This window comes from Streptomyces sp. AA4, assembly GCF_000158875.1.
Lineage (GTDB): Bacteria > Actinomycetota > Actinomycetes > Mycobacteriales > Pseudonocardiaceae > Amycolatopsis.
In genome coordinates this window covers 2,599,863-2,614,483 of the sequence record NZ_GG657746.1, presented here as the reverse complement: position 1 = coordinate 2,614,483, position 14,621 = coordinate 2,599,863, and the positions used below count along the sequence as shown (strand labels likewise).

Genomic DNA, 14,621 nt, shown 5'->3' with positions numbered 1-14,621 from the left:
GCGATGGAAATCCGGCGCAACAACGATTACGACCTCTTCTTCAGCACCGTCCAGGCTGCGTTCGGCCGCTACTGGCCCGAGTCGCCGGGCAGCGGCATCCTGGGCGCGTTCGAGAGCGAACGGAGCTTGATCGCCCACGCGCCGGACGGGAAGGCGGTCGGCACCACCGGCGCGCACTCCTTCGACCTCACGCTGCCGGGCGACGTGCTCGCCTCCGCCGCCGGGGTGACCGCTGTCGGGGTGCTTCCGACGCATCGGCGGCAGGGCGTGCTCCGCGCGTTGATGCAGGAACACCTGGCCGACGTCCGCGCCCGCGGCGAGTTCCTGTCGGTGCTGCTCTGCTCCGAAGCGGTGATCTACCGGCGGTTCGGCTACGGCCCGGCGACCTACACCGAGCAGATGACCGTCGAACGGCACCGCTCCGCTTTCGGCGCCCCGCGCGGGGGTTCGGCGGTCGCGACCGGCTCCGTCGAACTGCTCCGGCGCGTCGACTGCGGCGAGTTGCTGGAAGAGATCTACGACCGCTACCGGCGCACCCAGCCGGGCGCGTTGTCGAGGCCGCACCGCTGGTGGGCACTGGGCGCGGGACACCCGCCGACCGGCCCGGAACCGCGGTACCTCGCCGTGCACCGGGACGCCGACGGGACCGCGGACGGATATGCGAGCTACCTGGTCACCGACGGCGTCCTGACGGTCGACGAGGTCATCGCGGTGGACGACGCCGCTTTCACCTCGCTCACCCAATACCTGCTGGGGCACGACCTGGTCAAGAAGATCGACTTCAAGCATCTCCCGCCGGGAAACCCGCTGCGCTGGCAGCTGGCCGACCTGCGCGCGGGCGAGCCCACCACGACGGACTGGCTCTGGGTCCGGCTGCTGGACGTCCCGCGCGCGCTGACCACTCGCGGCTGGTTCGCGGACGGTTCGCTGGTCCTGGACGTGACCGACCCGTTCCTGGAGGAGCACGGCCGGTACCGGCTGACGGTCCGGGACGGCAAGGCCGAGTGCGTACGGACGGACCTCGCGCCGGATCTGTCGCTGGACGTGAGCGATCTGGGGTCGATCTACCTCGGCGGGACGGTGCCGAGCGTGCTGGTCCGGGCCGGACATGTGCGGGCGCACAACGGAGAGGCAGCCGGAGCGGCGGATGCGTTGTTCCGTTCGGATCGCGCGCCGCACTGCGTGCACTGGTTCTAAGCCAGCACCTCAGCCGCCAACCGGCGGGCGTACGCGGCGTCGAGGCCCTCCGGGCGGAACAGGATCCGGTACATGATCGGAGCCACCACCCGGTCCATCACCGTGTCCGCCGCCGGGGCCGGCTCGCCCCGGGCGGCCGCGCGGGCCAGGACGACTTCCACCTGGTCGACGGCGTAGGCCGAGCACTGTCCGGCGTTGCTTCCGTCCGGGTCGCCGAGCAGCGCGTCGCGGATGTAGGCCCGGCCGGCGGGCGAGGACATTTCGTCCAGGAACAGCTCGGTCCACGCCGTGAGGTCCGCGGCCAGCGAACCGTGGTCCTCCGGCGGGGCTTCCGGGCGCAGCCGCTCGACCGCGACGTCCGACAGGAGTTCCTGCAGGTCGCCCCACCGCCGGTAGATCGTCGACGGCGTGACGCCCGCCCGCGCGGCGACCTGCGGCACGGTCAGCGCGTCCCGGCCCGCTTCGGCGATCAGGTCGCGGACGGCGGCGTGCACCGACTCCTGGACTCGCGCGCTGCGCCCGCCCGGACGCACCATCCGCTTCTGGCTCACCTTGTCACTGTAAGGCGCGCCCGTTCCAAGGCGTGTCCGGTCCGCAGCAGCACGGACTCGCCATGCGACCGGGCGAGAAGCTGCAGGCCGATCGGCAATCCGTCGGGATCGTCGCCGACCGGAAGCGTCAACGCTGGCACGCCGGTGATGTTCGCGGGGGCCGAGAGCCGTACGTACGCGTCCGAGACTGCTTCGACACTCCCGTCGGACCACGTGACGGTCTCCTGTCCGGCCGGGACGGCGGTCATCGGGACGGTCGGTGCGGCGAGGACGTCGATCTTGTCGAACAGCCGCGTCCATTCCTGGCGCATGAGGGTGCGGGACCGTTGGGCGCGCAGGTAATCCCCCGCGCTCATCAGCTCGCCCGCCTCCAGCAGGACGCGGACGTCCGCGGCGTACTGGTCCGGCACGGTGCGCAGGCTCCGCTCGTGATACGCCGTGGCCTCGGGGACCATCAGGCCCCACTGCGTTGCCTGCAGGTACCGGGTCATCGGGATTTCGACGTCGACCAGCTCGGCACCCAGTTCGGCGAGATGGTCGATCGCCTCGCGGACAGCGGCTTCCACGGCCGGGTCGACGTGGTCGAAGTAGTAGTTGCCGGGGACTCCGACGCGCAGCCCGGTGAGGTCGTCGCCGATTGAGAACGACTGTCCAATCAGGACAGACAACACCAGTGCCGCGTCCTCGACGGTGCGGGTGATCGGGCCGACGTGGTCCAGCGACCAGGACAGCGAGGTCACGCCGTTGCGCGGGATGAGCCCGTACGTCGGTTTCAGGCCGACGACACCGTTCAGCGCGGCGGGGACCCGGATCGAACCGCCGGTGTCGGTGCCCATCGCGAACGTCGCGGCCCCGGCGGCGACGGCAACAGCGGAACCGCCGCTGGATCCCCCGGCTACGCGGGACGGGTTGCGGGCGTTGTGGGTCTGCGGAGTCGTGAGGCCGTAGGCGAATTCGTGGGTGTGGGTTTTGCCGAGCAGGACCGCTCCGGCGGCCTTGAGCTGGGCGGCGACGGTGCTGTCCCGCTCGGCGCGATGTCCGGCGCGCACCTGGGAACTGGCGGTGGTCGCGGTACCGGCGACGTCGATCAGGTCCTTCAAGCCCATCGGGATGCCGTGCAGCGGGCCGTGGATTTCGCCCAGCTCCGCGGCTTCGGCACGGGCCCGGTCGGCGTCCACCGTGACGTACGCGCGCAACCGCGGTTCGACCTCGTCGATGCGGGCCAGGACGTCCTCGACCAGTTCGGCGGGTGAGACCCGCCGGTCCCGGATCGCGGCGGACGCTTCGGCGAGAGTGAGGTCAGCCAGCGACATGACGGACGCCCTCCTCCGCGCGGTAGGTGGAAGCCGGTGCGGTGTCGCCGAAATCCAGGTCGCGCAGAACGGACACGACGGAGTGGATGTGGTTGGCGACGGCGGCCACGTCGGTATGCCGGGCATCGGCCAGCGGCAATCCGGCTCGGGCGGCGAGCCGCGCGGTCTCGGCGGGGGTCAGGTCGGACACGAGCACTCCTAAAAGCTAAGGGTTTGCGTTAAGCGACGATAGCCACTACTGTCGCTTAACGCAAACATGTTGCGTTAAGGAGGCACGGGCCCATGTCCTGGACCATCGGCGAGATCGCTGTCCACCGGATCGACGAGATCGAATTCCCCGCCGCGACCGGGCCGTGGCTGCTCCCCGGCGCGACGGCCGAGGTCGTCTCGGGCGAGGACTGGCTGCGTCCGGATTTCGCCGACGGCGGCGCGATCCGCTTGCACAGCCACAGTTTCGCGTTCGAGAAGGACGGGATGAAGATCCTCGTCGACACCGGGATCGGCAACGGGAAAACGCGCGCCAACCCGGCGTGGCACGACCTCGACACCGGATATCCGGACGCGCTCGCCGCCGCCGGGTTCGCCCCGGACGACGTGGACCTCGTGCTGCTCACCCACCTGCACGCCGACCACGTCGGCTGGAACACCCGCGAGCAGGACGGCGAGTGGGTGCCGACGTTCGCCTCCGCCCGGTACGTCACGGCCCGCGCCGAGCGCGAGTTCTGGGCGGGCTACGCCATGGACGCGGCGCGGCGGCAGATGTTCGAGGACTCGGTGCTGCCGGTCGAGCGCGCCGGCCTGCTGGACCTCGTCGACGTCCCCTATGCCGGGGTGGAAATCGTGTCCGGCGTGCGACTGCGGCCGACGCCGGGGCACACCCCTGGGCACGTGTCGGTCGAGCTGACCAGCTCCGGCGAAACCGCGCTGATCACCGGGGACGCGGTGCACCATCCGGTGCAGTTCGCGCACCCGGAGATCGGCGCGTCGGTGGACATCGACCCGGCGGAATCCGAGAAAACCCGCCGCCGTCTCCTCGCCGAACTGGCCGATTCGGGCGCTCTCGTGCTGGGCACGCACTTCACCCCGCCCACCGGCGGCCGCGTGGTCTCGCACGGCTCCGGCTACCGGCTCGCGGAACGTCCGTGAAGGGCTCCTTGAGGGAATCTACTTCCCTCAAGGAGCCCTTCACGGACCTCAGGACAGGTGGGCGGGCAGGCCCGCGACTGCCTCGCTGATCGCCGCGTCGAACGCGTCCGCGAGCGAGTCCGGCGAGATTTCCGTGCTGTACACGACGATCGACCGGCCCGGATCGATTTCCAGCACGTCGACCGTGCCCAGGTGGTCGGTGACGGGGAGGTCGCCGCCGGTTACCCGGTACTGCAGCCGCCGCCGGGCTGGGTCGTGCGTGACGACGGCCTCTTCCAGGACCGAACCATCCCCCAAGACCACGGTGCGCTGCCGCGTGTCTCCGGTGGAGGACTTCATGGACGGGAACCAGTCGGCGACCGCCGCGGTATCGCCGATCACCTGCCACACTGCGTCGGCGGGTGCGTCGAGCAGGACGTGGGAACGAAGGCTGGCCATCAGCTGTCCGAGAAGAGCTTGCCTGCCCGCGCCCAGTTCGCGGTGTCGATGTCGGTGAACACGATGCCGACCGCTTCCGGGGCGCAGTTGCCGATCCGGCAGATCTCGCGGGTCAGCACCTCGGCCAGCTCGCGTTTCTGCTCGGTGGTGCGACCGGGGAACCAGTCGATCTGAACGTGGGGCATGGGAACTCCTTGTCAGCTCAGGGATTCAGCGGCTTGCTGAGTACGGGCACGGTATTCGCGGCGAATAGCGAGCGCTTCGTCCAAGTCGACCGCTACGAAACGGGTTTTGGTGTTCGGCGCGGACTGGGCCACCAGGTCCAAGTCTCCACTGAGGACAGTGCCGACCATCAGGTATCCGCCGCCGGACACCGCATCGCGGTGCAGGATGATCGGTTCGACGCCGCCGGGCACCTGGATCGAACCGATCGGATAGGGCGCGTCCACGATGTTCGACGGATCCTGCCCGGCGCCGAACGGCGGTGTCCGCGGTTTGGTTTCCAGTTGTGCGCCCTGGTAACGGAAACCGACCCGGTCGGCGACCGGGGTGAGCGTCCAGTCGGTGTCCAGGAAGGTCGCGCGGCCTGCATCGGTGAGCACGTGGTCGTAAAGACCCATCACCACGCGGACTTCGATCTCCTTCGACAACGCCGGGCGCAAGGATTCCGGCAGCGAACGCCCGGGCACCCCGGCGCCGGCACCCACCGGAATGACATCCCCGGCCACCAGCGGCGCACCACTGATCCCGCCGAGCTTCCCCAATCCGTAGGTGGATCGGCTGCCCAGCACCAACGGCACGTCAATGCCGCCGCTCACCGCGATATACGCACGAGCGCCGCGTTTGCAGAACCCGAAGGTGAGGACATCGCCCGATTTCACCGCGAACGCTTCCCACAACGGCCGTTCCTCGCCGTTGAGTTTAGGCGGAAGCTCGGCGCCGGTGATCGCGATGACCGTGTCCTCGGTGAAATGCAGCTCCGGTCCCATATAGACACATTCGAGCGCGGCCGCGCCTGGATCGTTGCCCACCAGGCGGTTCGCGACCGAGTACGAGTACTGGTCGAGCGCGCCCGAGGGCGGGATGCCGACGTCGTAGTAACCGTTGCGGCCGGCGTCCTGGATCGTCGTGGCCAGCCCGGGCTGGCGGACCTCAATCGGCACGGAGCACCTCCATCAGTCCCGCGGTGAAGCCGTCCGGGTCGTCGAGGTACTCGCGCAGCCCGAAGTCGACCGGGCGCGAACGGATCCGGAACGTCCCGGCCTCGACCTCCTTGACGTGGTCGTCGTAGGCGTCCCGGTCGATCGGCTTGAACCGCACGATGTCGCCGGGCCGGAAGAACACCATGAAATCGGCGAAGTCCGGGAGTTCCTGCGCCGGATCGTAGATCGGCGCGGGCGTGATGCCGAACATCTGGTACCCGCCCGCGCCGCGGACCGAGTAGATGCAGCTGAAGCAGCCGCCGTACCCGACTGTCTGCTTAGGAGTGTCGGTGCGCGGTCGCAGGTATTTCGGCACCACGATCTGCCGTTCCCGCGGCACCATCTGGTACATGAACGGGAGCCCGGCGACAAACCCGACCATCGAGACGAACCACGGCGCGCCGCTGTGCGCCGCGATGAATTCCTCGGCCCCGGCGTATCCGTTGATCCGCGCGGCGTATTCGATGTCGGTGGCGTCCGGGTCCTGGTGCCGGTCGCGGAACCGCAGCAACGTCTCGGTGGTCCACGGGTCCTGGTACAGCACCGGAATCTCGACTACCCGCGTCGAAAGGCTGAAATCCGCCGCGTCGCCGACCTTCTCCTCGATCTCGCGCAGATGCGCCAGCAAGGTGCGCGGCTCGATGACGTCCGGGTCGTACCGGACCTGATACGACGCGTTCGCCGGACAGATCTCCACGACGCCCTCGGGACGGTTCTCGCGCAGCGAAGTGGTGATCGCCATCGCGCGGAAATTGGCCTGCAGGCTCATTTCCTCGGCCAGCTCGACGAAAATGTGCTCGTCGCCGCCCCAGCTGTACCGGGCGGGGGTCGCGCCGCTCATGCGCCGGCCTCCGCTCGCTGGGTAAGCCACTCTTCGAGCGTCCCGGTGGTGAACGCGCCGTCGGCGAACCATTGCTGCCCGAGCAGTTCGATCAGCAGCGTCGTGGTGGTAGGAACGCCTTCGACGACCAATTCGGACAGTGCCCGCTTCGCCCGGCGCAACGCGGTCGCCCGGTCTTCGCCCCACACGATCACCTTGGCCACCAAGGAGTCGTAGAACGGCGGCACCTGGCTGCCCGGCGCGAGCCACGTGTCCGTGCGGACCCACGGACCGCCCGGCAACCGGACGTCGCCGATCTTTCCCGGACCGGGAAGGAAATTGCGCTCCGGATCTTCGGCACAGACCCGGAATTCGACGGCGTGCCCGCGCTTGGTCACGTCCGATTGTCGGTACCGCAACGGTTCCCCGGCCGCGATCCGCAGCTGCTCGGCGACCAGGTCGATCCCGGTGATCAGCTCGGTGACCGGGTGCTCGACCTGGATTCGGGTGTTCATCTCGATGAAGAAGAACTCGCCGGTGTCGTCGTCCACCAGGAACTCGCAGGTGCCCGCGCTGCGGTAGCCGACCTCCTTGCACAGCCGCACGGCCGCGGCCGTCATTCCCGCGCGGATCCGCTCGTCGATGCCCGGCGACGGCGCCTCCTCGACGACCTTCTGCCGCCGTCGCTGCAGCGAACATTCACGCTCGAAAACATGCACGGTCTCGGAACCGTCGCCGAGCACCTGCACCTCGACGTGCCGCGCGGCCCGCACGAACCGTTCCAGGTACATCCGCCCGTCGCCGAAAGCGCTCGCGGCTTCGCCGGACGCCTGCGGGAACGCGACCTTCAGCTCGGCCTCGTTCGCCACTACCCGGATGCCGCGGCCGCCGCCGCCCGCCGCGGCTTTGAGCATGATCGGATACCCGATCTCGCCCGCCGCGGCGACCGCTTCGGCCACATCGGACACTCCGCCGGGCGTCCCGGGCACCGTCGGCACCCCGGCCGCCTGAGCGACCTGCCGCGCGCGGACCTTGTCCCCCATCTGCTCGATGACCGACGCCTCCGGACCGACGAACGTCAGCCCCGCGTCCGCCACCGCCGCCGCGAACGACGCGCGCTCGGACAGGAATCCGTAGCCCGGATGCACCGCGTCCGCACCGGTTTCCTTGGCCGCGGCGAGGATCGCGTCCGCCACCAGATAGCTCTTCGTCGCCGGGGCCGGGCCGATCGGGACGACCTGGTCGGCCAGCAGTGCGTGCGCGGCGCTCCGGTCCGCCTCGCTGACGACCGCGACCGTCTCGATCCCGAGGTCGTTGGCCGCGCGGATGATCCGGACCGCGATCTCGCCGCGATTGGCGATCAGCAACCGTTTCATGCGTCCACCTCGAGCACGACGAGCGGCTGGCCCGCGTCGACGACCGCCTCGGCGTCCGCGGCGAACTCCACGACGGTCCCGGCCGCGCCCGCGGGCACCGGGTAGAAGGACTTCATCACCTCGACCAGTCCGACCGTGTCGTCCGCGCCGACCTTCTGGCCGGGCTTCACGAAATCCGGGCTGTCCGGATCGGGCTTGCGGTAAAACACCCCGGGAATGGGCGAAACCACTTCGAGACGGGACATCAGCGTCACCTCGCGCTCGGTTGGGCAGGGAACAGGAGCAGAAATCAGGTCAGGTACGGCGTGAGAGCGTCGTGCACGCTTTTCGCGAGATCCACCGCGCCAGGAGTGTCGGAGTGCACGCAGATGCAGTCGGCGCGCATCGGGATGTCCTGACCGTCCACAGAGGTCGCGAGCCCCTCGGTGACCGCGCGCACGGACCGTTCGGCGGCGATCGCCGGATCGTAGGCGACGTGCTCGCGAGTGATGATGAGCGAACCGTCGGCGCGGTAGTCCAGATCGGTGTAGTACTCGGCGATGAAGCCCTGACTCCGCTTGCCCCACACCTTTTCGTGCACGGTGTTGGCCATGCCCATCAGCGGCACGTCGAAGACGTCGGCCGCCTCGGCGATCGCCCGCGCGACCGCCTCGTCCCGCGAAGCCAGGCCGTACAGCGCGCCGTGCGGTTTGATGTGGTTGAGCGGCATGCCGTGTTCGGCCAGGAACCCGGTCAGCGCGCCGACCTGGTACACGACCGCGGCGGTGAGTTCCTCGGGCTCCATCTTCAGCTCCCGCCTGCCGAACCCGTCGCGGTCCGGGAACGACGGGTGCGCGCCCACCTTCACCGAATGCTCGTGCGCCAGCGCGACTGTCCGCCGCATGACGACCGGGTCGGCGGCGTGGAAACCGCAGGCGACGTTCGCGACCGTGATGTAGGGCATGATGCCCTCGTCGTCGCCGCAGCGGTAGATGCTGTAGGCCTCGCCCATGTCGCAGTTGATGGCAACCATGAGTGCTGTTCCTTGTCTTTTTCCGGCAATTCTTCTCAGGAATGCGCGATCTTCGGGGTGTCCCCGTCGGGGTCGATGTAGACGTCGTCGCCCTCGAGCCGCACCGGGTACCGGGCCAGCTGCGCGTGGCCGGGGTTGATGCCCTGGCAGGTGGTGAGGTCGAACGTCCACAGGTGGCTTTTGCACATGAGGGTCTTCTTGTCCAGTTCGCCCTCGACCAGTTCGACCTGCTGGTGCGGGCAGATCGCCTGGGTCGCGACGACCTCGCCGCCGTCGAGGTGGGCGATCAGCACTTCCTTGTCCCCCACCTCGAACGACTCCATGTCGCCTTCCCAGACGTCGTCGAGGCTGCACACCCGCACGAAACCCATGCGGAAGCTCCTTTCTCAGCTGAACCGGTCGAAATGGAGCCGGTCGGCGGCGAGCCCGCCGTCCAGCACCAGCGCGCGGGCGAGCGCGTCGGTCATCGCGGGCGGCCCGGCGGCGTAGTAGGTGAAGTCGGTCAGCGCGTCGCCCAGTTTCGCGACCACGGCCTCGTGCACGAATCCTTGGTGCGAGCCGGAATCCGCCGCGCCGGGTTCGGAAACCGCGGTGTGCACGTGGAGTGCGCGCAATCGGCGTTCCGCCATCGCCATCGCTTCCGGAATGTGCAGATCGCGCGGAGCCCGGCCGCCGCAGAACAAATGGACCGTGCGCTCGCCGGCGTCGGCCTGTGCAGCCGCGCCGAGCACGACGCTCACCATCGCGCCGAGTCCGGAACCGCCTGCGACGCAAACGATGTCGCGGTCGTCCCCGGCGCGGTAGTACGCCTGGCCGTACGGGCCGTCCAGCTCGATCGTCTCGCCGAGGTCGAGCCCGTCGAACAGAATGGACGTCGCTTTCCCGCCCGGTGACCGTTTGACGACGAATTTCCATTCCCGCTGACAGTTGCCGAGATTGCTCATCGAGTACGCGCGTTCGATGCCGCTGGGGAAACCGAGCATCGCGTACTGCCCGGCGCTGAACGCGGCGTGCTTTTCCGCGACGAACACGAACTCGGCCATGTCGTGGGTGAGCCGGTGCACCTCGCGCAGCTGCGCCTGCTGCCGGATCGGCCGGTGCGGCGCGGGTTCCGGCAGCGAGCTGAGGTCGACCACGCAGTCGCTGGCCGGTTCGCTCTGGCAGGCCAGCCTGCGGCCTTTGCGCCGGTCGCGGGCGCTGAGCCCGGGCGCGTCCGCCCAGCGCGTGCGGACGTCGCCCTCCAGCAGCTCGTACCGGCAGCTTCCGCAGGCTCCGCTGTTGCACTCGTAGCTGAGGCCGACCCCCGCGCGGAGGGCGGCACGCAGCAGCGTGTCGCCCTCCGCGCAAGGAAAGCGAACGCCGGTCCCCCGCAGGAGGACTTGGTGTTCGGTCGTCATGGCCGGTTCAGCCTCCGATGCCGAGCTGCCGCTGGAACGCCCGGACCGCGCCGATCGCGTTCTCCGCCGCTTCGGCGTTCTCCGCGACCTCCGCGCCGTACGCTTCGATCGCGGCGACCCCGAGCGGCTGCCACTTCGCGACCCACTCGCGCAGCTGCGGCACGTTCGAGTCCACTTCGGACATCTGCTTGACCAGTGCCTCGGTCCAGCGGCGCGACCGCTCGCTGTCGCGCAACGCCGATTCGGCCAGCAGCGCGTGCAGCACGTCGCCGTGCCGCCGGGCGCTGACGCCGAGCTGACGCAGCACGATCTCGTCGAGCGCCGGTTTGGCCACCACGTTGAGCGCGACGAACGCCTCGGCCCAGTCGAACGTGGTCAGCTGGCGTTCCATCAGCTCGCGGAACCCTTGCCAGGCCGGAAGTTCCTCCCACAGCTCGCGTTCGCGCTCGCCGAACCCGGCCGTCGGATGCGCCTGCCGCAGCTCCGCGGTGCGGTAGGCCACATTGGACAGCCAGCGCAGCGAGTCCGCGGCCTGGAACGCCGCGCAGTTGGCGATCGTGCTGGCCGGGGCCATGTGCACGAGGTACGCGCTGGCCATCTGGACGGTGTGCAGGAGGTACCGGCTCGGCGTGTACAGCTGGGCCAGCACCGCGACCCACTCCGGCGAGAGCCCGCGGTCGTGGCCCTCGGCGTCGTGCTGGTCGAGCAGGCCGTCCACATAGGACTCTTGGCCGTCCTGGAGGATGTTGTACGTGCGGTACACCAGCTCGTCCGGATCGCGGAAGGCGTTCCAGTCCGGGTGCGTGATCGGGCTCTGGTTGCGGTAGCGGCGGTAGAAGTCCGCCATGAAGCCGGTGTGCCCGACGTCCCAGGGCTGTTCGGGGTCGCGGGTGTGCCACAGCAGGTTGGTGGAGACGATCTCGTACTCGCTCGGCTTGCGCCGGCGGGCGGCGAGGTGCCCCCAGGTCTTGAGCGGTTTGAGCGGGGTGCTCACGACAGGGCCTCCTTGCGGGCGGAAGTGCCCAGGTAGAAGCGGATGACGTCGCCGCCGGTCTCGATCCGGCCCACGAACGAGGGCATGATCAGCTCCAGCTCGGACATCTTGAACGGGCGGCCGAGCTCCTCGGCGATGGTCTCGCGGCGCAGGACGCATTCGCCGCCCTCGACCTCGACCCGCACGTACGAACCGCGGTCGCGGATGTCGACCCGGCGGCCGGGGTTGTCGGTCACCGCGGCGTCGGCGACGGCGCGCGCCACCTCGCCGACCTGGAGGACCGGGCCGACCGGGTCGGCAATGGGTGCAGAGCTGGGTTCGGTGCTGCTCATCCGGTCCTCCTCACTCGAAATAGACTTCGACGCATTCGGTCGGCTCGAGACCGGCCGCCGCGACGGTGCTGGTGCGCTCGAACGGCTGCGCGTCGCCCTGGCGGCGCACCCGCAGCGTCCGGCCGGGCTGGTCGGGCACGTGGATGCCGACCGAGTTCTCCGCCGCGGCGGCGGCGAGTTCGTCCATCGTGTGCTCGCTGTCCGCGGGGAGCAGTTTGAGCACGAAGTCGCCGTCGAAGTGCACGGCGAGCGGAATGGTGGCCATCAGCGTTCCTTTCAGCCGGCCTTGACGAGCTGCTTGCGGTAGGCGTCGACCCAGGCGAACCCGTGCGCGTCGTCGCCGCCGGGGCCGACCGAGCCGAGGCCCATGTACTCCAGGACGCCGCCGAGGTCCGCGGGCTGGATCTCGCCGCCGAGGAACCGGTCGACCAGGTTCTTGTGGTGCCGGTAGCGTTCCGGGTCGTCCTCGAAGATCCACTTGTCCACTTCGGACGCGAAGTGGTAGCGCCGTCCTTCATGGACCAGCGAGATGTCGCGCAGCGTCTGGGAAGGCGTGCCGACGATCGGCAGCTGCGAGACGTTGCAGATGATCGGCAGCGTGCCCGGCACCGTCTTTTCCGGACGGTCGTGGGCGAAGTTGTCGATCAGGACGTCCCACACCTTGCCGAAGGTGTCGTTCCAGCCCGGGTACTTCTCCTCCAGCCAGTCGCGTTCCTCCGGGCTGACGCCCGCCGCCGGGTTCCACCACAGCGTCGGCCGCCACGAGTAGGTGCCCAGGTGCTGGCCGTGGTGGTGCTCGGAGATGTCGCGCAGGAAAATGTCCCAGTACCACGGTTTGGAGAGGCCGAGGTCCTCCAGCGAGCGCATGAACTGGGTGACGATCCATTCCTCCATGAATTCCTTGAAGGACGCCTCGCGCACGTCCAGCGGGACGTAGTAGTCCATCGGAATCCCGGACAGAATGGTGAACAGCCGGTACGAGCGCCAGAACGCGATGTCGATCTTCTTCTGCGCCTCGTCTTTCTGGCCGTTCTCGATCAGCATCTGCAGCAGCGGCGTGCCGAGCTGCGCGTGCCGGGCCTCGTCGGACTGGATGCTCTGGATCAGCTTGGAGAACGTGAAGTCGCCGGCCTTCGCGGCGTCGCCGGACAGTCCGATGAACTGCAGGTTCGTGAAGCCGGTCTCGAAGGAGAAGTTCGCGAAAATCGAGGTGGACACGGCGTCGCGGGTCATCATCACGTCGTCGAAGAAGTGCCGGGCGCCGAGCGTGACCCAGTTGTCGGTGAACATCGCCGCGTGCGACCACTCGAACTGGCGGTCCTTGTTCACGTACTCGTGCGGGAAGTACAACTGGATCTGCCCGTGCCGGATCTCGTCCAGCATCCCGAAGGTCGCCATGTTGCGCATGCCAGGCGCCTTCGACCAGCGCACGAAGCGAGACTCCTGGAACGACGCGCCGTATTCGACCAGCGCGACCGCCGCGTAATGCTCCTTGAGAATGGAAATCCAGCCCGGGTCGGCTTTGTTGTACAAATCGGCGCGTTCCAGCGCCGCCTTCACCGAGTACGCCCCAGCGTCCTTCTGCCGCTGAATATCGACGTACTCGCGATAACTCACCTTGTACGGCTCGTCATAGGTCGCCCACACCTCGTCGGGCAACCCTTCGCCGCCGGACAGTTCCGGCGGGAACAACTCCGCTTCGGTAACGTAACGCGGAGTCCATTGCGTGTCGCGGGCGATGTCGTACCACTGTGCTCGGTCCAGCAGAGCCATGCGTTGCTCCCTCTGTGGTCTTTTAGCTGCCGTGCTCGGAACCCAGCGGCCCTTCGCCGCCGGGGTAGACGAAAGACATGGCCGGGGCGTAGAACCCGAACGTCACCTGCAACGGGTGCGCGGGCCGCAACCGGTAGACCGGATGCTCCTTGTCGAGAAACTCGAACGATTCGACCGCGAATTCCTCGGCGATATCAGCGACGTACGCGTACCGCCCGCTGATAAATTCTCCGCCACGACTCGTGATATACCGCAACTGCCCGGTAACCCGCTGCGTCTCGCCGATCTTGAGCCGCGCAGTAGTGCGAATGATGGGCCGCCCCTCGACGACCGTCGTGGCGACCAGCCGATCCCCGTCGAGATCGAGCGTCGTCTCCCCCGGCGCACCTGCTGGAACGCCGTGCTCCCGGGCGTAACGGATCATCGGCTCGGAACTGTTGTGGTAATCGGTCCACCACCGCCCCGGAACGCCCGCCTCGGTGTCCAAGCCGGACAGATTCACGCCGAGATACGTGAGGGAATACGCGCCGAACGCGTCGTCCCCCTCGCTGGCCGACGTCTGAGCGTCCCCCTCGACCACGTACTGGTTGAGGTAACACGACCGATCAGCAGCCGGCGTGAGTCCCTCCGGAACAAGCTCCGCGACCGCGTCCGGATCCTCGGGCACCCACACGAGGTAGAGAGTCCGCGACCCGGTCACCAGCTGAGGCGGATGCAGCGACGTGCCCATAGGGGTTTGCCTCCAGGTTCACCGTTGAACGTGCCCGCCCCATCGCTCGAGCGGTGCCCCAAAGACTGCGCGACGGCCCCGGGACCGGACAGTGCGCAAGTTGGACAAGAACCGAGCCCGGAATGCCAAACCGGAGCACAAACCCACATCAGCGCAGGTCAGAACCCCACCCAACGATCACCCACGGAACCTCTGAATCCGTCAAGCCCCCCAATGTCGTGAGGGGAACCCTGAGGGACTCAGAGTCCCTCAGGGTTCCCCTCACGACAAAACCGCAGCCGCTGCACCCACCCGCCGGGGGCACCCACCCCACCCCCAACCCCGATACAAAGCCGCCCTG

19 protein-coding genes are annotated in these 14,621 nt (G+C 68.6%); 2 read left to right on the top strand and 17 right to left on the bottom strand.

Annotated features, from left to right (window positions below):
- The first annotated feature begins 3 nt into the window (after positions 1–3).
- The gene (locus SSMG_RS12275) at positions 4–1,197 is read left to right on the top strand and encodes a GNAT family N-acetyltransferase (protein WP_009076135.1); all 1,194 of its coding nucleotides are present in this window, start codon (positions 4–6) and stop codon (positions 1,195–1,197) included.
- On the opposite strand, the gene SSMG_RS12270 is transcribed toward SSMG_RS12275, so the two are convergent.
- The 3 genes from SSMG_RS12270 to SSMG_RS12260 are packed head-to-tail and all read right to left on the bottom strand — an operon-like array spanning position 1,194 to position 3,257.
- On the bottom strand, positions 1,194–1,733 hold the full coding sequence (locus SSMG_RS12270; RefSeq protein ID WP_037713446.1) for a TetR/AcrR family transcriptional regulator: 540 nt from the start codon (positions 1,731–1,733) through the stop codon (positions 1,194–1,196). The genes SSMG_RS12275 and SSMG_RS12270 overlap by 4 nt on opposite strands.
- 11 nt (positions 1,734–1,744) lie before the next feature.
- Complete coding sequence (locus SSMG_RS12265; protein ID WP_037713444.1) at positions 1,745–3,061, bottom strand: amidase; 1,317 nt, start codon at positions 3,059–3,061, stop codon at positions 1,745–1,747.
- Complete coding sequence (locus tag SSMG_RS12260; RefSeq protein WP_037713440.1) at positions 3,048–3,257, bottom strand: hypothetical protein; 210 nt, start codon at positions 3,255–3,257, stop codon at positions 3,048–3,050. The genes SSMG_RS12265 and SSMG_RS12260 overlap by 14 nt, the downstream gene beginning before the upstream one ends.
- 86 nt (positions 3,258–3,343) lie before the next feature.
- On the opposite strand from SSMG_RS12260, the gene SSMG_RS12255 reads away from it, so the two are divergent.
- Positions 3,344–4,207: an MBL fold metallo-hydrolase gene (locus SSMG_RS12255; protein ID WP_009076129.1), complete on the top strand. Its 864-nt coding sequence runs from the start codon at positions 3,344–3,346 to the stop codon at positions 4,205–4,207.
- A 48-nt stretch (positions 4,208–4,255) separates the two neighbouring features.
- On the opposite strand, the gene SSMG_RS12250 is transcribed toward SSMG_RS12255, so the two are convergent.
- Genes SSMG_RS12250 through SSMG_RS12185 form a run of 14 tightly spaced genes read right to left on the bottom strand, consistent with a single transcriptional unit; the run spans position 4,256 to position 14,281 of the window.
- A complete protein-coding gene (locus SSMG_RS12250) occupies positions 4,256–4,645 on the bottom strand; it encodes an SRPBCC family protein (protein ID WP_037713438.1) in 390 nt (129 codons plus the stop codon).
- The gene (locus SSMG_RS12245) at positions 4,645–4,830 is read right to left on the bottom strand and encodes a tautomerase family protein (RefSeq protein WP_009076124.1); all 186 of its coding nucleotides are present in this window, start codon (positions 4,828–4,830) and stop codon (positions 4,645–4,647) included. Before SSMG_RS12245 ends, SSMG_RS12250 begins: the two co-directional genes overlap by 1 nt.
- 12 nt (positions 4,831–4,842) lie before the next feature.
- Positions 4,843–5,808 (bottom strand): biotin-dependent carboxyltransferase family protein, encoded by a 966-nt coding sequence (locus tag SSMG_RS12240; RefSeq protein WP_009076122.1) that lies wholly within the window; start codon positions 5,806–5,808, stop codon positions 4,843–4,845.
- Positions 5,798–6,688, bottom strand: coding sequence for an allophanate hydrolase subunit 1 (locus tag SSMG_RS12235; protein ID WP_009076120.1), 891 nt, complete (start codon positions 6,686–6,688; stop codon positions 5,798–5,800). Before SSMG_RS12235 ends, SSMG_RS12240 begins: the two co-directional genes overlap by 11 nt.
- Entirely contained in the window at positions 6,685–8,043 is a 1,359-nt protein-coding gene (locus SSMG_RS12230; protein ID WP_009076118.1) for an acetyl-CoA carboxylase biotin carboxylase subunit, read from the bottom strand. The genes SSMG_RS12235 and SSMG_RS12230 overlap by 4 nt, the downstream gene beginning before the upstream one ends.
- The gene (locus SSMG_RS12225; RefSeq protein ID WP_037717008.1) at positions 8,040–8,288 is read right to left on the bottom strand and encodes an acetyl-CoA carboxylase; all 249 of its coding nucleotides are present in this window, start codon (positions 8,286–8,288) and stop codon (positions 8,040–8,042) included. The genes SSMG_RS12230 and SSMG_RS12225 overlap by 4 nt, the downstream gene beginning before the upstream one ends.
- Positions 8,289–8,332: 44 nt before the next feature.
- Positions 8,333–9,055, bottom strand: coding sequence for a 5-oxoprolinase subunit PxpA (gene pxpA, locus SSMG_RS12220; RefSeq protein WP_009076115.1), 723 nt, complete (start codon positions 9,053–9,055; stop codon positions 8,333–8,335).
- A gap of 35 nt (positions 9,056–9,090) precedes the next feature.
- Positions 9,091–9,426, bottom strand: coding sequence for a Rieske 2Fe-2S domain-containing protein (locus SSMG_RS12215; protein ID WP_009076113.1), 336 nt, complete (start codon positions 9,424–9,426; stop codon positions 9,091–9,093).
- Between the two features lie 15 nt (positions 9,427–9,441).
- The gene (locus tag SSMG_RS12210; protein ID WP_009076111.1) at positions 9,442–10,452 is read right to left on the bottom strand and encodes a 2Fe-2S iron-sulfur cluster binding domain-containing protein; all 1,011 of its coding nucleotides are present in this window, start codon (positions 10,450–10,452) and stop codon (positions 9,442–9,444) included.
- A gap of 7 nt (positions 10,453–10,459) precedes the next feature.
- Complete coding sequence (locus tag SSMG_RS12205; RefSeq protein WP_009076109.1) at positions 10,460–11,446, bottom strand: toluene monooxygenase subunit beta; 987 nt, start codon at positions 11,444–11,446, stop codon at positions 10,460–10,462.
- Positions 11,443–11,778, bottom strand: a complete 336-nt coding sequence (locus SSMG_RS12200; protein ID WP_009076107.1) for an MmoB/DmpM family protein — start codon at positions 11,776–11,778, stop codon at positions 11,443–11,445. The genes SSMG_RS12205 and SSMG_RS12200 overlap by 4 nt, the downstream gene beginning before the upstream one ends.
- 10 nt (positions 11,779–11,788) lie before the next feature.
- Positions 11,789–12,043: a toluene-4-monooxygenase system B family protein gene (locus SSMG_RS12195; protein ID WP_009076105.1), complete on the bottom strand. Its 255-nt coding sequence runs from the start codon at positions 12,041–12,043 to the stop codon at positions 11,789–11,791.
- 11 nt (positions 12,044–12,054) lie between these two features.
- Positions 12,055–13,551: a YHS domain-containing protein gene (locus tag SSMG_RS12190; RefSeq protein ID WP_009076103.1), complete on the bottom strand. Its 1,497-nt coding sequence runs from the start codon at positions 13,549–13,551 to the stop codon at positions 12,055–12,057.
- A 22-nt stretch (positions 13,552–13,573) separates the two neighbouring features.
- Positions 13,574–14,281, bottom strand: a complete 708-nt coding sequence (locus SSMG_RS12185; RefSeq protein ID WP_009076101.1) for a hypothetical protein — start codon at positions 14,279–14,281, stop codon at positions 13,574–13,576.
- Between the last annotated feature and the right edge of the window lie 340 nt (positions 14,282–14,621).